This is a genomic window from Vagococcus sp. CY53-2, from assembly GCF_022604695.1.
Lineage (GTDB): Bacteria > Bacillota > Bacilli > Lactobacillales > Vagococcaceae > Vagococcus.
Map to the genome: position 1 here is coordinate 33543 of NZ_JALAHP010000007.1, position 18756 is coordinate 52298.

General features: G+C 33.2%; 16 protein-coding genes and 2 pseudogenes. 1 reads left to right on the top strand and 17 read right to left on the bottom strand.

From position 1 onward, the window contains the following. The first annotated feature begins 109 nt into the window (after positions 1-109). A complete protein-coding gene (locus MN581_RS08930; RefSeq protein ID WP_233519213.1) occupies positions 110-967 on the top strand; it encodes a YitT family protein in 858 nt (285 codons plus the stop codon). Between the two features lie 39 nt (positions 968-1006). On the opposite strand, the gene MN581_RS08935 is transcribed toward MN581_RS08930, so the two are convergent. From MN581_RS08935 to uvrB, 17 genes and pseudogenes are all read right to left on the bottom strand, one after another. Continuing rightward, positions 1007-1255 (bottom strand): KH domain-containing protein, encoded by a 249-nt coding sequence (locus tag MN581_RS08935; RefSeq protein ID WP_117974027.1) that lies wholly within the window; start codon positions 1253-1255, stop codon positions 1007-1009. A 13-nt stretch (positions 1256-1268) separates the two neighbouring features. Beyond that, complete coding sequence (gene rpsP, locus MN581_RS08940; RefSeq protein ID WP_117974025.1) at positions 1269-1544, bottom strand: 30S ribosomal protein S16; 276 nt, start codon at positions 1542-1544, stop codon at positions 1269-1271. Between the two features lie 819 nt (positions 1545-2363). After that, a complete protein-coding gene (locus tag MN581_RS08945; protein ID WP_158559468.1) occupies positions 2364-3098 on the bottom strand; it encodes a potassium channel family protein in 735 nt (244 codons plus the stop codon). Positions 3099-3658: 560 nt separating this feature from the next. Continuing rightward, positions 3659-4012 (bottom strand): phage holin family protein, encoded by a 354-nt coding sequence (locus MN581_RS08950; RefSeq protein WP_117974019.1) that lies wholly within the window; start codon positions 4010-4012, stop codon positions 3659-3661. Then, entirely contained in the window at positions 4012-4332 is a 321-nt protein-coding gene (locus MN581_RS08955) for a PspC domain-containing protein (RefSeq protein WP_117974017.1), read from the bottom strand. The genes MN581_RS08950 and MN581_RS08955 overlap by 1 nt, the downstream gene beginning before the upstream one ends. An 18-nt stretch (positions 4333-4350) precedes the next feature. Next, positions 4351-5850 (bottom strand): daptomycin-sensing surface protein LiaX, encoded by a 1500-nt coding sequence (gene liaX / locus MN581_RS08960; RefSeq protein WP_117974015.1) that lies wholly within the window; start codon positions 5848-5850, stop codon positions 4351-4353. Between the two features lie 185 nt (positions 5851-6035). Next, positions 6036-7340: a peptidoglycan DD-metalloendopeptidase family protein gene (locus MN581_RS08965; RefSeq protein ID WP_158559467.1), complete on the bottom strand. Its 1305-nt coding sequence runs from the start codon at positions 7338-7340 to the stop codon at positions 6036-6038. Positions 7341-7476: 136 nt separating this feature from the next. Continuing rightward, positions 7477-7890: pseudogene (locus tag MN581_RS08970) on the bottom strand (argininosuccinate lyase); the annotation flags it as partial. 17 nt (positions 7891-7907) lie between these two features. Beyond that, a pseudogene (locus MN581_RS08975) lies at positions 7908-8466 on the bottom strand (argininosuccinate synthase domain-containing protein); the annotation flags it as partial. A 191-nt stretch (positions 8467-8657) separates the two neighbouring features. Then, positions 8658-9335 (bottom strand): phosphate signaling complex protein PhoU, encoded by a 678-nt coding sequence (gene phoU, locus MN581_RS08980; protein WP_117974011.1) that lies wholly within the window; start codon positions 9333-9335, stop codon positions 8658-8660. Between the two features lie 37 nt (positions 9336-9372). Next, on the bottom strand, positions 9373-10125 hold the full coding sequence (pstB, locus tag MN581_RS08985; RefSeq protein WP_117974009.1) for a phosphate ABC transporter ATP-binding protein PstB: 753 nt from the start codon (positions 10123-10125) through the stop codon (positions 9373-9375). A gap of 11 nt (positions 10126-10136) precedes the next feature. Further along, entirely contained in the window at positions 10137-10946 is an 810-nt protein-coding gene (pstB, locus tag MN581_RS08990) for a phosphate ABC transporter ATP-binding protein PstB (protein WP_117974007.1), read from the bottom strand. A 13-nt stretch (positions 10947-10959) separates the two neighbouring features. Continuing rightward, positions 10960-11844: a phosphate ABC transporter permease PstA gene (pstA, locus tag MN581_RS08995; RefSeq protein WP_117974005.1), complete on the bottom strand. Its 885-nt coding sequence runs from the start codon at positions 11842-11844 to the stop codon at positions 10960-10962. Beyond that, complete coding sequence (gene pstC, locus MN581_RS09000) at positions 11844-12764, bottom strand: phosphate ABC transporter permease subunit PstC (protein ID WP_117974003.1); 921 nt, start codon at positions 12762-12764, stop codon at positions 11844-11846. The genes pstA and pstC overlap by 1 nt, the downstream gene beginning before the upstream one ends. 29 nt (positions 12765-12793) lie before the next feature. Continuing rightward, entirely contained in the window at positions 12794-13654 is an 861-nt protein-coding gene (locus MN581_RS09005; protein ID WP_304466101.1) for a phosphate ABC transporter substrate-binding protein PstS family protein, read from the bottom strand. Positions 13655-13881: 227 nt separating this feature from the next. Beyond that, the gene (gene uvrA / locus MN581_RS09010) at positions 13882-16704 is read right to left on the bottom strand and encodes an excinuclease ABC subunit UvrA (protein WP_241699625.1); all 2823 of its coding nucleotides are present in this window, start codon (positions 16702-16704) and stop codon (positions 13882-13884) included. Positions 16705-16716: 12 nt separating this feature from the next. Then, complete coding sequence (gene uvrB, locus MN581_RS09015) at positions 16717-18717, bottom strand: excinuclease ABC subunit UvrB (protein WP_117973999.1); 2001 nt, start codon at positions 18715-18717, stop codon at positions 16717-16719. Between the last annotated feature and the right edge of the window lie 39 nt (positions 18718-18756).

Consider the following 18756-nt stretch of genomic DNA (forward strand, 5'->3'; position numbering starts at 1 on the left):
CAATAGATAATTAATAGGTTTTATTAGAATGTTCATTCACAAATTAATGTAAAACTACTTTAAAAAATTTCTGAAATAAGTTACGATATATTTTCAAGGAGGAGTCAATATGGTACAAACTTTACAAAAAAAGATGGGGACACGCTTTAGTGATACCTTATTTATTGTCATTGGAACACTTTTTGTTGCATTTGGTTTCAATGCTTTTTTATTGCCCAATCGAATTGTGTCTGGAGGAATCAATGGATTAACCATTATTTTATACGAGACACTTCATTTAACACCCAGTATTGTGTTATTTTCAGTTAACTTTGTGTTGCTGACACTATCTTTCTTTTTATTAGGGAAAGAAATTTTTTTCAAAAGTATTTTAGGCAGTTTTCTTGTGCCATTATTTGTGTCATTACTACACGGTGTGGCTCTAAGTCATATTGAGCCTATTTTAGCTGCTATTTTTGGTGGGATTACAGTTGGTCTTGGTGTTGGTTTGGTCTTTTTAGGAAAAGGCTCAACTGGAGGAACTGCCTTAATTGCATTGATTGTCCAAAAATATATTCCAATTAAATTAGGAATTATTTTAGGAATTTGTGATGGTTTAGTTATTTTAAGTGCTCTTTTTGTGTTTGATGTGCAGGCGGTTTTGTTTGCTCTTATTGCATTATATTTAACTAGTCGTATGGTTGACACCGTCCAAGTTGGTCCTGAATCATCTAAAAATGTCATGATTATTTCTAATGACTATAAAAAAATTCGAGAACAAATTATTTCTGATTTAGATTTAGGGGCTACTCTTATTCCTATTGAAGGTGGCTTAAATCTTGAAGAGAAGAAAATGATTATGGTCGTTATTCAGGAAGATCAATTTATCGCACTAAAACAAGCAATACTAGATATCGACGATGAAGCCTTTGTCGTGGTTACAAGTGCTCATGAGGTTGTTGGTAAAGGATTTACTGCTTATAGATGACAAAAAAGCAAGCGTTAGATTAACTCTAACACTTGCTTTTTAATTGTTGTCATCTAGAATGTTTAAACGAATTCTCTTAGAATGATCCGTACGAACACTGTAAACAATTGTACGAATTGCTTTCGCCACACGACCTTGTTTTCCAATGATACGACCGATATCTTCTGAAGCTACTGTTAAATTGTACTCCATAAATTCCTCAGATTCTTCTACATCTAGGTGAACTAAATCGGGTTGACTAACTAACGGACGGACAATGGTTAATACCAAATCTTTTACATCAGTCATTCATAAGCCCACCTTATTTTTTAGTATATTTAGCTTCGTGATGTTTTTTCATGATTCCTTCACGAGATAAAATGTTACGTACTGTATCAGAAGGTTGAGCTCCTTTTGATAACCAGTCTAAGATTAAGTCTTCTTCAACTTTTACTTGAGCTGGATCTGTTAATGGGTTGTAAGTTCCCACTACTTCGATGTAACGTCCATCACGAGGTGAACGAGAATCTGCTACTACCATACGATAAAAAGGTTTCTTTTTAGAACCCATACGTTTTAAACGAATTTTAACTGCCATTATTAAGGCACCTCCAAAAATTTTTTGATTTGTTTTAATCACAAAGCATAGTTTAACAGTTTTAATTACTCTTGTAAAGTGTTTTTTCTTTACAGGTTAATCTTTTTTATTTAACCCAAATTTTATGTCGTAGGCTTCCTTTAAAGAGAGCCTTGAAACCGTCACACTACTCATTTCTTCTAAAGGTAGATTAAGGAATAATTCTTTCTCATCACCATTATCTAATGGTAGTAAAAATAATCCTTCCGCTAATAATTGACCTCTTTCTATGATCTCTTCTGATAAAAAACGACAATCCGCTTGATTTATTTTTAGATACCTTGTTTGATCTTTCGTTCCAGTCTTTCGGTCAAAAAATAATTCTAATTGACCATTTGATAGGAAGAAAATACGATCTGCATACTACTCCAAGTTATCCAACAAATGGGAAGTGATTATAATCAGTTTTCTTTCATCTCTTTTTTTATCATAATGATTGAAATAAGTGTCACGTTTGTTGGATCTAGTCCATCCATCACCTCATCCATCGACATAATCGTTGTCTCATATCAAGTGACTAATTACCTATTAAATCATTAATATAATATGACATATTCAATTCATTAATTAACTCTTTAATGGATATATTTAATTTCCCAATCTTTTTATACATCATTAAATGCTCTAAATCAATTTTATGATTATAAAAACCTTGCCGGTCTAACATCTTTATTTTTTTATAAAGTTTAATTTGCTTCAATTTTGTCATATTTCATTATTTAATTATATCATAATATAAAATAAAACAGCCTCGTATAAAAAATCGAGACTGTTTGTTTATCATGTTTTAGTATTATCTATTTTTTGTTGTTTCTTTTTTTCTAATGTTAACCAAGCTTCAATGATTTCTAAATCTTCCTTATTAAACGATTTTTGTTTTAGTAATTCTTCAATGACATCATCTGCTTTTTTATGATTGGGCTTCTTAGAATGACTAATAATCCGCGTTAAGTTACTAGTAAAAGTTGAAATAATTCCAACACCTAAGACCATTAATATCCCACCGACAAGTCTTCCTAACCCAGTTTGAATCATAATATCCCCATAACCAACAGTTGTGACAGTCTGCATCTCCCACCAAATCAAATCCTCATAATTTGTAATATTAGGCTCGATCCATAGTAACGGTAACGGTAAAAAAATAAAAATAATCAAAAAAGTATTAAAAAGTTTTCCTGTACCTGTTTCTCTTAATTTCAAAAATACAGGTAATAAATACCGTTGTCCAAGCGAAGTGATTTGTATACTCTGCATGATAAGCGGAAAAAATTTTACCAAACGAAATGCATGATGAAATGGGATAATCGCAATAAAATCTAAAAAATGATGTTTTAAATAATCCCTTTTATTATCGGTTTTCCATAATGTATAAAAACTATCTAAAGCAAAAATAAGCAATATTATGATATCTATTATTTCTTTGTATTGAAAATTAATAACATTGATAACTATTGAAATAATAATCAATAGAAACATCATGAGTAAATAAATTTTTTTTAATTTTTGTTGGTTCATTACTCTCTCCCACATGATTAATCTTTAACATTAAACAACTGTTCTTAGAAATTGAAAAGGATGATCATCTCATCTACTGATAAATTAAACAGGTTCATACTCTCCTCTATTTACAATAGTTCTAGCCTATCTCATATACACTGATAGAAAAATAATAAAATAACTTTATAGTAAAAATCAAGTTTTGTTTTTACTTTAGATTATCTATAAAATTTAACAGTTGGTTACATATTTTTCTTAGCGGTTGCTAACATCAATCGAATACGATTCAATCGATGATTGCACATCTATTTTAGCAAATACCCCACATCTGGAAGCGATTGGGTAAATGGTATGTTTTTTGCCAACCCATTAACACCATTACCATCAGTTTTTAAAAGAGTTTCCATCTGACTTTCTTTATCTGTTCTTATAGTTCATTTTCAAATTTTTTTCATAAATACCAGTTTAAATCAAAAGACATAAAAAATCTAGCAAAGAGATAAACTAACGGATAATCATATAAATAAACAAAAAAGCATACAGTGTTAACACACTATATGCTTCACTATCATACAATTTTAATATCTATCGACATGTCTATTAATCACAATGGAATTAATCAATGAAAGAAGTAGCGAAATAAATACTGCTGCTCCTAAACTAGAGAAAGCAAAGTTTTGTTCACCGACAATCACAGATGTGAATTTTAACATCATCCCATTTATTACGAAACTAAACAAACCAAATGTTATGAGTGTAATAGGTAGTGACAAGATATGTAATATGGGTTTTACTAATACATTTAATGCCGATAAAACAACACTTGCCACAATGGCTATCATAAAACTATTAACATAAAACATGGAAGGAAATAATACAGATAATGAGATGAACGCCAACGTATTAATAATTAGACGTTGAAAGTATGTCACTAAAAGTCACTCCAGTCATCTTCTTCTACTTTTTGTGCTTCTTTTCTTGGTCGTTTTGCTTTATATTGTTTAGATGATTCTTCATAATTATAACCGCCATATCCTTCATATGGAGAACGTGGTCTACTTTGTTTATTTGAACCTGGAACAATTAAGGCTAGCAAAATATATAAAATAATTGGTGAACCTAGTGTAAACATTGATAAAATCACATAAATGATTCTTACCAAGGTTGGATCGATATTAAAATATTCTGCAATACCTGCTAATGTTCCTGTTAAAACAATATTATTACTTGATTTTGTTAGTTTTCTTCCCATTTTTTTTCACTCCATCTATTAGTCATTATCTTTCAAGTAAATACTTCCTGTTGTCGTATTTAAAGATAATTGAACCATATTATCATCTTGTCGAACAAATTCAACCATTTGATTCATTCGCTCTTTCTTTTCTTTTAAAATATCAATGTTACTAAAACGATTTTTAATTGAGCCAAAATTCGTTTGGCAATCTGCTTGAATACCTGCTTGTTTTGCAAGGGAAACTTTGATGTCTCCATTTACCACAGTTGCTTTAATTTTTTTTGTTTTTAAATCATTTGAAGTAACTTTTACTGCGCCATTAATTAATGATACATTAGTATGCTCAATAACGGATTTACTGATTAATTCACCGTTAACAGTTTGACCAATAAAATCTACAATGTCACTATCTTCTACTTGAATATCACCATTAACACCTTCAACTTCAAGCATAGTTGCTTTAATATTTTTTACCTTCATTTTACCATTTGTTGATTTGAGGAAAATATCACCCAGTAACATATCTTCAACTTTAATATCGCCATTTAACATTTTCACTGACACATGATCAAATAAATGTTGTGGTAAATAAAAATCTAATTCACAACTTAGTCGTTTGTTTGGTACTTGAAATGAAATGTTTTCTTCATCTACAACAATTTCACTACGCTCAATGAATGCTTCAAATGGTGTGTTATTGTTTAATTTACCATAAAACTTAATGTTTGCAACGATCTTAACATCTGGTTGGTTCCATGTTTTAAATTTAACTTTACCATTTGCTACTTTGACATCAATCAACGTAGCTGTACTATTTGGATAAAGAAATTCATGTGTAAAACTATGAGAACTTACACCAGGTACTTTGATATTCACGTCTTTCCATTCCACATTATCAGAAACGGTAGAACTAACCGCATCCACTGTTTTTTTCAAAAAATCACCAAAGTATTTACCTGCTTCTTCTACTTTACCAGACGCATGGTTTATTTTTTGATTGGTTTGTTCTTTCCAATCTTTTGGAATATCAAACCCTAATATTTTTTCTGTTTCTTGTGCATCACGACGCTCTTTTTTTATCGATTTTAATTCTTCATTTAATTCTGCTTTGTCATTAGATAATTGAATATCTGTTTCTTTTAAATAAGCTAAATCTTTTTTTAGTTGCTCTCGCTCAGCTTCTTTTTCAGGAGTCAATGTATCTAAATCTTCCATTGTATCAAAGACTGTCAGTTGTTCTTCAATTTCTCGAATATCTTGTCTTAATCCTTGAATTTCAACTGTTAATTCATCATATTCTACAGATTTTCTATTTTCTTCTTCTGCTAATTTTTCTAACACTCTTTCTAATACTTTACTATCATTGTATCCTGTTTTGGATTGGCTTTCTGCTGATTTATAATTTACTTGCTTGGCTTCATTATCAATTAATTTTTCATCTTTTTCTGTGGCAATATTTTCTAATAATACTAATGCCTCATCAGTTGTTAAAATACCTTTTTTAACTAAGTCTAAAATTCGTTCACGTTCGTTCATTATATATCCTCCTCTTAACTTCTTTATCTATCACATTACTAACCTACACTCATATTATGTCTTATTTTTAAAGAAATGTCATAGGACTTGAGTTGGATTTATTCCTGTATACCAAGACTTATTCGTTTATCATTCTAAAAAATAAAAACCTTAAAATAAATTTTAAGGTTTTTATAGCTTACTGACTAAAAGGATAAGATAGACGTTGGATTAATAAATCCACTCCATAAACTAGAACTAATACCAAAATGTAAATGGGCTCCTGTTGAATTTCCTGTTGATCCGACTGTCCCAATTGTGTCTCCTGCGTCAACTACTGAGCCAACACTTGTACCGATATTTGTCATATGCATATAGTATGTATACAATCCATTGTCATGTAAAATAATCACGTGATTACCAGCACTTGGATGATAACTTGCTTCCACTACTTGACCAGCTCTAGATGCCAATATTGGCGTTCCTGCTCCAGTAGCTAAATCAATTCCATCATGATGATCTCCTGAGTAACCAGTTGGATCCGTTCTGGAACCAAACCCACTCGTTATCGTATACCCTCCAGAAAGTGGCAATGAGAAGCCATCTTGACTTGGTAGTGAGATTGTTTCATTTTTGTCTTCATCTGTTTTGGTATTATTATTACTCTTTCCAATCGCACTAGATTGCTTAGAAATGGAAAGGCTCGATTGAGCTTCTAATTGTTTAGCTTCTGCTTCTTTTTGTTCTTTTTCACGTTGTTCTTGTAACGCTTTTTTAGCTGCTGCTTGTTTATCCGATAATTCTTTCAAACGTTTTTTATTTTCTTCAGAAATACGTTTAGCTTCTGCTTTTTGTGATTCATATGCAGATTTATTATCTGTTTCTTTTGATAACTCTTTTAAAATTTTATCTGCCAAAGCAACTTGCTCTGCTTTACTTTTTTCTAATTTTTCTTGTTTTGTTTTTAACTCTTTAGCAGTCTTGTTAACATCAACAACTTTTTTATTTAATGTTTCTTTTTTCTTAGCTAAGGTAGCTTGATCTTTTTTTTGTTCATCCATAATATCTTTATTAGCTGAGACTAATTTAGAATAGGCTACTGTTCGACTAAGTGCATCAGATATTGATTCTGACTCTAAGATAACATTGACCAAATCTTGATCTTCCCTATTTAACTGCATAGAACGAGCTTGACTTTCTATTTGTTTGTTCCGCTTATTAATAATGATTGTTAAATCATCTATTTCTTTTGTTAATGAATTAATTTCTTTTTCTAATGATGCCTTTTCTTCTAACACCTTATTGATATCTTTATCCAATTTAGCAATAGTTGAATCTAAATCAGATAGCGTTTTATCTGATGCCTGTTTCTTTGCATTTAACTCATCTATTTTTTTTTGAGAGTCCTCTATTTTTTTATCAACACTCTCAGCATGAATAACAGCCGGACAAACAAATCCAGATAGAGTTGTTGTTAATAAAGTAAAGGCAATCATTTTTTTAAATCTCATGTATAGTCTAACTCCAATTCTATTTCTATTTATTATTTTCATTGTAAACTATAACATAAATTCATCATAAAAAGGTTACAAAAAAATGACATTTTTAATCATATTGTCTTCACCCGCCAACTATTATATGAACGCTTTACTCACTTGATAGCGTTGATTTTGCCAGAGAAATTTGATTCTTTACTTGTTCAAAGCCAGTTCCACCAAGACTATTCCTTCGTTTCACAGCCGTTTGGGACTGTAACACGTCATATATATCCTTATCTATTAAAAGAGATAATTCTTGGTAACGAGTTAGAGGAACATCTTGTAAATAACAACCAGCAGTAGCACATTCTAGAACAAGTAACCCTAAGATTTCATGAGCTTGTCTAGATGGTACTCACTTAGAAGCTAAATAATCTGCCAATGCGGTTGCATGAGAACAATCTTTTTCAGCTAAATAAAGCATTTTTTCTTTATTGAGTGTCATGGTTTCCAACATATCTGTCAAAATAACCATTGACACACCCATTGTCTCAATAGTATCAAACATGCCTTCTTTGTCTTCTTAACAGTGGCTCTCCTCTTGTATAATTTCACTTTTGCGGTTCCATTAACTACTTTTTGTGTTTCTTTAATGTATGCTAAAATCGCTTGTATCGCTGGATTAAATCATAATGCATTGTCTATTAAATTAGACAATGTGTTTTCTAAAATTGGTTTAAAATGCGATACTTCGCGTACGAGTGTTCAATCTTCACTTTCTTTATGATCCGGTAAGAGTGTCATCGCCCCTAGACACTCATATGCCATCACTGTTGCATCAACTTGATGCGCTAATTCTACTAATTTTTTTAAAATTAATAGACGACTTAAAGCCGATACTAATGGGTATTTTTGCTCATAGTAAGCATGTGTTGGTAAGGCTGGTAAGACAACATCAGTCACAAACTCTTCACGAACATCAATCACATAAGATTCAATAGCGCCAACTGTCAAGGCTTTTTCTTTAATAAATCTAAATCTTTCCCTTCACCTACATCCAAGTAAACAGCAACCACATCATACTCTTTTTTAACCAACTAATTGCTACTGATGTATCCAATCTATCTGAATAAGCTAAACCTACTTTTTCTTTTGTCATATTATATTCCTCTAATTTCTACAAATTAAATTATGTTCAATATTATCTATTTCAAGGTACCTCCTCAACATATTTATTCATAAAATAACGTAAAAATTAATATTTATTCTTAAAAGGCCATTTAAAGTGAATATAAAATCTTTAAAATATATAAAAAACACTTAGATAATAAATCTAAGTGTTTTAATTGATTATTCATCTTCATGCATTGTTGCTGCTAATTCGGATATTTTACCTGTTCTTAAGTAGATAATCCACTCACAGATATTGCAGACATAATCCCCGATACGTTCTAAATATCCAGCAACCTGTAAATAATCAGCTCCAACAATAACTGTTTCAGTATCTTGTTCCATAGCTTTAATTGAATGACGATAAATCGATTTAAAATAATCATTTGTTACTCTATCACTTTGAGCGATTTTGATTGCTTTGTCGCTATCTGTATGAATATAAGCATCCAATACAGAACTAACCATTCCCATTACATGTGTCGCCATATCAGATATTTCCTCTTCAATCGATAAAACACGTTTGTTTCCTTTTAATCGAATCGTTGCTTTTGCAATTGAAACAGCATGATCTCCCATACGTTCTAAGTCGGAACTTGCTTTCATAATTGTTACAATGCGTCTTAAATCTGTTGTAACAGGTTGTTGTAGAGCAATCATTTCAAAACTCTTCTTTTCCAGACCTAATTCCTGTGCGTTGATTTCGCTATCAGATTCAATCACATTTTTTGCTAGTGATTTATCATGGTCAATAAATGCACGTACAGAATTACTAATCGCTGTATTTACATCATTACCCATGTTTTCAAATTTATCATGTAGATTTTGTAAATCTTCTTCAAATTGACTTCTAAGCATGTCCTTCATCTCCTTCATCTTGCCTTATCTTTTTTTGTTAACCAAACTTACCAGTGATATAATCTTCCGTTTCTTTTTGTCCAGGATTTAAAAATATTTTTTTCGTTTTATCATATTCAATTAAATCACCATTTAGAAAAAACGCTGTTTTATCTGATATACGTGAGGCTTGTTGCATATTATGTGTTACCATAATCATTGTATAGTCATCCTTTAATTCTAACAACATATTTTCTATTTTACCACTAGAAACTGGATCAAGAGCACTAGTTGGTTCATCCAATAAGATAACTTCAGGTTGAACAGCTAGTACTCGAGCGATACATACCCGCTGTTGTTGGCCACCAGACAAAGAAAGTGCGCTTTTATTTAATTTATCTTTTACATCATCCCAAACCGCTGCAGCTTTTAGACTTTCTTCCACTATACGATCTAGTTCTTCTTTAGAATGCTTTCCTTCCAATCGTAAACCATAAATAACATTTTCATAAATACTAAATGGAAAAGGATTAGGTTGTTGGAACACCATTCCAATTTGTTTACGTAGCGTGACAATATCTGTTTTTGGACTATAGATATCATTATTTTTATACGTCACTTTCCCTGTAATCGTTACAGATGGAATTAAATCATTCATTCGATTTAACGTTCTTAAAAAAGTTGACTTTCCACATCCTGATGGGCCAATCAAAGCCGTAATGCCACCTTGATCAAAATCCATCGTAATTCCCTTTAAGGCTTCATTATTACCATAATATAAGTGCAAGTCGTTTGATTCAATTATTGACATAACGTTCCTCCTTAACCAAAGTGACCTGAAACATAATCTTCGGTTGCTTGTATTTTTGGACGAGTGAAGATTTTTTTCGTTTGATCATATTCTAACACCTTACCCATGTAAAAGAACGCAGTATAATCACTAATACGAGACGCTTGTTGCATATTATGTGTTACGATGACAATCGTGTAATCTTCTTTTAAATTAATTAATGTTTCTTCCACCTTACTAGTAGAAATTGGATCTAGTGCGCTAGCTGGTTCATCCAGCAATAAAATATCTGGTTTCATCGCAATAGCACGAGCGATACAAAGTCGTTGTTGTTGTCCACCTGATAATGCTAATGCACTTTTATGTAAATCGTCTTTTACTTGATCCCATAAAGCTGCCTGTTTCAAACTTGTTTCGACTGCTTCATCCAAAGTTTGTTTATCTTTTTGTCCATGACGTTTTAAGGCAAATGTAATGTTTTCATAAATAGATTTACTGAATGGATTAGGTCTTTGAAATACCATTCCAATATGTTTTCTCATCTCATAAACATCAACTTTTGACGAATTAATGTCAATGTTTTTATAAATAATTTCTCCTGTCACTTTTGTCCCGTCGATTTGATCATTCATTCGATTTAAAGAACGTAAATAAGTTGATTTTCCACATCCTGACGGACCAATAAGAGACGTAATTTTATTTTTTTCAAATTCTAGTGATACCCCTTTAATCGCCTCATTATCACCATACCAAACATGTATATCTTTTGTTTCTAACGCCAAATTCTGTTCATCTTTATTCATTGTTATGATATGCGTATCATCGGTATTATAAGTTTTCATTTAAATCCCCAATCTAAGCTGATGTAATTTTTTTATGGAGTTTCTTACCTAAGAAACGTGCTAAAAAGTTAAATAGTAATACAGCAATGATCAACACAGCAGAAGCTCCTGCTGATACTTGAGCGCCATCTGGCATGTTACCTTCACTATTAATTTTCCAAATGTGAACAGCTAGTGTTTCTGCCTGTCTAAAGATATTTAATGGACTAGAAATGCTTAATGGGTTCCAATTAGTAAAATCAAGTGCTGGAGCACTTTGTCCAGCAGTATAAATTAATGCTGCGGCTTCACCAAAAATACGACCTGCTCCTAAAATAACGCCTGTTAAAATACCTGGTAGTGCTTCAGGAACCACAACACGTGTGACAGTTTCCCATCTTGATAAGCCAAGAGCTAAGCCTGCTTCACGTTGTGTATAATGCACAGCTTTTAATGATTCTTCAACATTTCTTGTTAAGAGGGGTAAGTTGAAAAACGTTAAAGCTAATGCACCAGAAATAATAGAAAAGCCTAAACCAGCTTGAATAACAAACACTAAGAATCCAAATAAACCAACAACCACTGAAGGAAGTGAACTTAATACTTCAATCGCTGTACGAATAACGTTAGTAAAAAAGTTTTTCTTGGCATATTCTGATAAATAAATACCAGCTCCTAAAGAAATTGGAATACTAATTAGCATCGTAATAATTAATAAGTAAAATGAGTTAAACAACTGAATACCAATCCCTCCACCAGCTTGAAAACTCTTAGATGGTGTCGTTAAGAAACTCCAACTGATATGAGGTAATCCACGACCTAAAATATACAAAATTAAACTAGCCAGGATTAATGTAATAATACCTGCAACGGCGTATAATACGCCTGTTGCTATCTTATCCGCTTTTTTTGCATTCATTATTTCAGCTCTCCTTTTTTACCAATTAATCGTGTCACAACATTAAAGAATAGAGACATTAATAGCAATAGTAAAGCTAATGACCAAAGTGCATTGTTTTCAAGTGTTCCCATAACAGTATTTCCTATTCCCATAGTTAACACACTTGTTAAAGTTGAGGCTGGTGTAATTAAGTTATGTGGCATCAGTGAAGCATTACCAATAACCATTTGAATGGCTAAAGCTTCCCCAAAGGCTCTTGCCATACCAAATACAACAGCAGTTAAAATACCTGGAATTGCCGCCCTTAGCACTACCTTATAGATTGTTTGCCAACGTGTTGCCCCAAGTGCTAATGATGCTTCACGATAATGTCTTGGTACAGATTTTAATGCATCAATTGTCATTGATGTTACTGTTGGTAAAATCATAACAAATAAAACAAAAGTTCCAGCCAAAATACCAAATCCAGACCCTCCAAATACATTACGTACAGCAGGAACAACAACAGATAGCCCAATAAATCCATAAACAACTGAAGGAATACCAACCAATAATTCAATAACTGGTTGTAATATTTTTGTTCCTAATTTTGGTGAAATCTCTGTCATAAAAACCGCTGCACCAATCGCAAAAGGCGTTGCAATAATGGCGGATAATAGTGTCACAATAAACGAGCCTGTAATCATTGGCAATGCTCCAACCAATGGTTTTCCAGAGTCACTCACAGATCCTGGGTTCCATTCTTTTCCAAAAAGAAAATCGAATAGATTTACTTTATCTTTAAAGAAGGTAGCTAAACCTTTACTCGCTACAAAATAAAAGATGGCAACGACAACGACAACAATAAATAAAATGGCAATAAAACTAATAGTCTTACCAAATTGTTCTAATTTTGCTTTTTTTGACTTTTTTAGCAATTTGCTTTGAATATCTTCCAAAATATATCCTCCTATTGAAACAACAATTTTTATTTGGAAATTTCTTTTATATTACCTTCAACATCACGCTCAACTTGCATTTGTGATACTGGTATATAACCAAGTTGAGGAACAATATCTTCTTGTACTTCATCAGTCAACATATATTCTAAGAACTCTTTTGTTAATCCTTTTGGTTCTCCTTTTGTATACATATGTTCATATGACCAAATAACCCATTTATTATTTTTAACGTTATTTTCTGTAGGTTTTACACCATCAATACTTAATGTTGCCACATCTTTTGTAACATAAGAGAAAGCTACGTAACTGATTGCGCCAGGTGTGGTACTAACGATTTGTCTAACCATCCCAGTAGAGTCTTGTTCTTGTGACCCTTTTGCTTTTTGTCCATCCAATACCCATTGTTCAAACGTGTGACGACTACCACTTCCTGTAGCTCGATTAATCAAAACGACATCTTGATCTTTTCCGCCAACTTCTTTCCAATTGGTAATTTCACCTGTAAATATTTTCCTTAAATTTTCCATTGTGATGTTTGACACACCAACTTCTTTATTAATGATTGGTGTCAATCCAACAACAGCTACTTTATGATCAACTAATAGTTTACTGTCAATTCCTTCTTTTTCTTCTGCAAACAAATCGGAATCACCTATCTGTACGGCACCGGATTGAACTTGACTTAAACCAGTTCCACTACCTCCACCTTGTACATTAATAAATTTACCTAAATGATTACTACTATATTGTTCACCAGCTGCCTCAACAAGTGGTTGCATGGCAGATGACCCAACAGCATTAATAGATTCTCCATTGTCAACTGCGCCACATCCTGTAACAGTCAATAAAAACCCTACTGATGCGATCATTTTTAACACTCTTTTCACGAATGTCCCCCCTAAATTTTTACAAAAAATTTACATATTGAAATAGTTTCTGACTTATCTCATGATAAACATATAATTTAGTAACATAAATTGCAAGTCTTTTTACATTTAATTTACAATGTAACCGCTTTACAAAAAATCTAATAAATTTATACAATTTCTTTACTTAAAATAACAAAAAACGACAAAAATTAATCTGTCGTTTTCATCATAATATAGACCTCATTTTAACGTTCCATCACTTCTTTTAAATAATAGCCTGTATAACTTTCTTCTACTTTAATAATGTCTTCTGGTGTTCCAGTTGCGATAATGGTTCCACCACCATCTCCACCTTCTGGTCCTAAATCAATGACGTAGTCTGCTGTTTTTATGACGTCTAGATTATGTTCAATAACAAGGACTGTATTGCCACTATCTACTAAACGATTCAATACTTCTAGAAGTCGACTAATATCTTCTGTATGAAGACCTGTTGTTGGTTCATCTAATATGTAGAAATTTTTACCTGATGAACGTTTATGTAATTCACTGGCTAACTTCATACGTTGTGCTTCCCCACCAGATAAGGTAGTTGCTGATTGACCTAACTTCACGTAACCAAGTCCGACATCCACAATCGTTTGAAGCTTACGATGTATTTTAGGAATCGCTTGGAAAAAGTCAACAGATTCTTCCACTGTCATCTCTAATATTTCTGCAATATTTTTTCCTTTATATCTCACTTCTAATGTTTCAGAATTATATCGTTGACCATGACACACTTCACAAGGAACATACACATCTGGTAAAAAGTGCATCTCGATTTTGATGATACCGTCACCACGACATGCTTCACATCGGCCACCTTTCACATTAAAACTAAAACGCCCCTTTTTATAACCACGTGTTTTGGCTTCATTGGTTTTAGCAAACAAATCACGTATATCATCAAAAACACTCGTATAAGTTGCTGGATTACTTCTTGGTGTTCGACCAATCGGACTTTGATCAATGTCAATAATTTTTTCAATTGATTCATATCCTGTAATTTTATCAAATTTACCAGGTTTAGCTGAGTTACGATTGATTTTTTGAGCAAGTGCTTTTTTTAAAATCGTATTAACCAATGTACTTTTACCAGAACCAGAGACACCAGTAACCGCAACAAATTTCCCCATCGGAAATTCAACTGATAGATTTTTCAAGTTATTTTCTTTGGCACCAGTAATTTTAACACATTCACCATTGCCTTCACGTCGTTCTGTAGGGACATCGATTTTCCTTTTACCAGATAAATATTGACCAGTTAATGAATGTGGATCTTTTTCCACTTCTTCTGGCATTCCAGCTGATATAATTTCTCCACCTTGTTCACCAGCACCTGGACCAATATCGATTAGATAATCTGCCGCTCGCATTGTATCTTCATCATGTTCCACAACAACTAGTGTATTACCTAAATCACGCATCTTTTTAAGCGAATCAATTAAGCGATTATTGTCTCGCTGATGCAATCCAATAGATGGCTCATCTAAAATGTATAGTACACCTGATAGATTTGACCCAATTTGAGTAGCGAGACGAATACGTTGTGCTTCTCCACCCGATAATGTTCCAGCAGAACGGCTTAGCGTTAAATACCCCAAACCGACATTTTCTAAGAAACTTAATCTATCTTTTATTTCTTTTAAAATTGGCTGTGAAATTATGGTATCTTGTTCACCAAACGTTAACTTGGACATATAATTTAATGATTTATTTACTGATAAATCACTGATTTCTCCAATATGTTTCCCATCAATTTTTACCGATAAGGCTTCTTTGTTTAGTCGATAACCATGACACGTTTCACATGTTAATTCTGTCATGTATAGCTTCATTTGTTCTCTTGTATAATCACTATTTGTTTCGTGATAACGACGATTAATATTTGTTAAAATCCCTTCAAAAGGAATATCAACATCACGCACGCCACCAAACTCATTTTTATAGTGGAAATGGAACGTCTTTTCTCCAGACCCTCTGAACAATAAATCTTTTTGTTCTTTTGTTAATTCTTTAAATGGTGTATCAAAATCAATACCAAATTGTTCGCAGGCTTGTTCTAACATATTTGGGTAGTAATTTGAGCTGATTGGATTCCACGGTACAATCGCTCCTTCACGCAACGTTTTCATCTCATCTGGAACAACTAAGTCTGCATCTACTTCCAACTTAACACTTAATCCATCACACTCTGGACACGCACCAAATGGCGTATTAAATGAAAACAATCGAGGTTCAATATTGCCTACTGTAAATCCACAGTAAGGGCAAGCATAATGCTCGCTAAACAAGATTTCCTCTTGTCCAATAACATCAACCAATACATAGCCGTCAGCTAGACGTAATGCCAATTCAAGTGAGTCAAACAATCTTGAGCGAACGCCATCTTTTATCACAATACGGTCAACGATAATTTCAACATCATGCTTTTTATTTTTTTCTAACTCTGGCACTTCAGAAATATCATAGGTTCCCCCATCAACTCTCACTCGGACAAACCCATCTTTTTTGATTTTTTCAAATACTTTTTTATGTTGTCCTTTTTTCCCACGAATGAGTGGTGCTAGAATCTGAATTCTCGTTCTTTCTTCTAACTCTAACAATTTATCTGTCATCTGCTCTGGAGACTGACTACTAATTTTCGTACCATCATTTGGACAAATAGGCTCACCTACTCGAGCGAATAATAGCCTTAAATAGTCATTTATCTCCGTGACGGTCCCAACTGTTGAACGAGGATTTTTACTGGTTGTCTTTTGGTCAATTGAAATGGCTGGACTCAGCCCATCAATACTATCAACATCTGGCTTATCCATTTGCCCTAAAAATTGTCGTGCGTATGACGACAAACTTTCGACATAACGACGTTGCCCTTCAGCGTATAACGTATCAAATGCTAAGGAACTTTTTCCTGAACCAGAAAGTCCTGTAACCACGACGAGTTTATCTCTTGGAATAGTTACATCTATATTTTTTAAATTATGTGCTCTTGCACCACGAATCACTATTTTATCATTTGCCATATACCTTATCTCCTATTTACTTGCTTTTAGTTCTAGCAACGTATCTCTCAATGTGGCAGCTTTTTCAAAATCAAGTGCCTTGGCAGCATCTTTCATTTGTAACTCAATATCATGTAAAACAGCTTCTTTTCCATCTCTATCCATTGCATTGTATTGTTCTTTAATAGACACTGAATCAGCTGATTCATCTTCGCTTTCTTTTGTAATGCGAATCAAATCACGAATATCTTTCTTAATTGTTTTCGGTACAATACCATGTTCGGCATTATATTCTTCCTGAATAGTCCGACGACGACTTGTTTCTGACATCGCTCGCTCCATTGAGTCAGTAATCTTATCAGCATACATAATAACTTTACCGTCGGCGTTTCTTGCCGCTCGTCCGATGGTTTGGATAAGTGAGCGTTCACTACGTAAGAACCCTTCTTTATCAGCATCAAGTATGGCAACAAGTGACACTTCAGGAACATCTAATCCCTCACGCAATAAGTTAATCCCTATTAAAACATCAAACTCACCTAATCGTAAATCGCGAATAATTTCTGTTCTCTCAAGTGTTTTTATGTCACTATGTAAATATTTTACTTTAATTCCTAATTCTTTAAAGTAATCCGTTAAGTCCTCTGACATTTTTTTCGTTAACGTCGTAATAAAGACACGCTCATTTCGTTCAACACGTTCATATATTTCACCGACTAAATCATCAATTTGCCCCATGATTGGTCTTACTTCAATTACTGGATCGAGTAAACCAGTTGGTCTAATAATTTGTTCCACAATGTCATCTGTTTGTTCCATTTCATACGGTCCAGGAGTAGCAGACACATACATAATTTGGTCCACTTTTTCTTCAAATTCTTCCAATCTAAGTGGTCGGTTATCTAACGCACTAGGTAATCTGAAACCATAATCCACTAACATTTGTTTTCTTGCTCTGTCCCCATTATACATGCCCCTAATTTGAGGCATCGTAACATGGGATTCATCTACCATTATCAAAAAATCATCAGGAAAAAAATCGAGTAAAGTGTAAGGTGCTTCTCCTTCTCGTCTTCCATCCATATGCCGAGAGTAATTTTCAATCCCTGAGCAATACCCCATCTCACGCATCATTTCAATATCATAATTAGTTCGCTGTTCTAATCGTTGGGCTTCTAATAATTTTTCTTCACTTCTAAGTTCTTTTAAGCGCCAATCTAATTCTTTTTGAATTTTAGCGATGGCTTCTTCTAAATGCTCTTCATTCGTCACAAAGTGAGTCGCGGGGAAAATCGCCACATGCTCTCTATCTCCAATAATTTCACCTGTTAAGGCATTAAACTCTCTAATGCGGTCAATCTCATCACCAAAAAATTCAATTCTTAAAGCAAAGTCATCTTTTGACGCTAGAAATATTTCCACAACATCACCGCGTACACGGAAACGTCCACGCTGAAAGTCAATGTCATTTCGTTCAAACTGAATATCAACTAAATGTCTAAGAAGTTGATCCCGTTCCATTTCCATCCCTTCACGTAATGACAAAACTTGATTTTGATATTCTCTAGGATCACCTAAGCCATAAATACAAGACACAGATGCCACAACAATCACGTCATTTCGCTCTAATAGGGAACTAGTCGCTGAATGGCGTAATTTATCTATCTCATCATTGACACTCGAGTCTTTTTCAATATATGTATCACTTGAAGGAACATAGGCTTCTGGTTGGTAGTAATCATAATAGCTCACAAAATACTCCACTGCATTATTTGGAAAAAACTCTTTAAACTCACTGTATAGTTGTCCAGCAAGTGTTTTGTTGTGTGCAATAATCAGGGTAGGTTTATTAACTTGCTGTATTACATTAGACATGGTGAACGTTTTACCAGATCCTGTTACCCCCATTAATATTTGAGCTTTTTCATTATTTTCTATATTCTTGACTAATTGTTTAATCGCCTCCGGTTGATCACCAGCCGGCTCATATTTCGACACTAAATCAAAGGTATTGTTTATTTGTCTATCAATCATGCTGAAACTCCTTTAGATTTACTTATTTCCTCAATTTTA

Excerpts from the sequence above, each read along its gene's own strand:
- MN581_RS08965 (WP_158559467.1), bottom strand. The coding sequence starts at position 7,340 with ATGAGATTTAAAAAAATGATTGCCTTTACTTTATTAACAACAACTCTA.
- pstB (WP_117974007.1), bottom strand. The coding sequence starts at position 10,946 with ATGAAAACTTATAATACCGATGATACGCATATCATAACAATGAATAAA.
- uvrB (WP_117973999.1), bottom strand. The coding sequence starts at position 18,717 with ATGATTGATAGACAAATAAACAATACCTTTGATTTAGTGTCGAAATAT.
- MN581_RS08930 (WP_233519213.1), top strand. The coding sequence starts at position 110 with ATGGTACAAACTTTACAAAAAAAGATGGGGACACGCTTTAGTGATACC.
- MN581_RS08955 (WP_117974017.1), bottom strand. The coding sequence starts at position 4,332 with ATGGGAAGAAAACTAACAAAATCAAGTAATAATATTGTTTTAACAGGA.
- MN581_RS08945 (WP_158559468.1), bottom strand. The coding sequence starts at position 3,098 with ATGAACCAACAAAAATTAAAAAAAATTTATTTACTCATGATGTTTCTA.
- MN581_RS08935 (WP_117974027.1), bottom strand. The coding sequence starts at position 1,255 with ATGACTGATGTAAAAGATTTGGTATTAACCATTGTCCGTCCGTTAGTT.
- liaX (WP_117974015.1), bottom strand. The coding sequence starts at position 5,850 with ATGAACGAACGTGAACGAATTTTAGACTTAGTTAAAAAAGGTATTTTA.
- phoU (WP_117974011.1), bottom strand. The coding sequence starts at position 9,335 with ATGCTTAGAAGTCAATTTGAAGAAGATTTACAAAATCTACATGATAAA.
- rpsP (WP_117974025.1), bottom strand. The coding sequence starts at position 1,544 with ATGGCAGTTAAAATTCGTTTAAAACGTATGGGTTCTAAAAAGAAACCT.
- uvrA (WP_241699625.1), bottom strand. The coding sequence starts at position 16,704 with ATGGCAAATGATAAAATAGTGATTCGTGGTGCAAGAGCACATAATTTA.
- pstB (WP_117974009.1), bottom strand. The coding sequence starts at position 10,125 with ATGTCAATAATTGAATCAAACGACTTGCACTTATATTATGGTAATAAT.
- pstA (WP_117974005.1), bottom strand. The coding sequence starts at position 11,844 with ATGAATGCAAAAAAAGCGGATAAGATAGCAACAGGCGTATTATACGCC.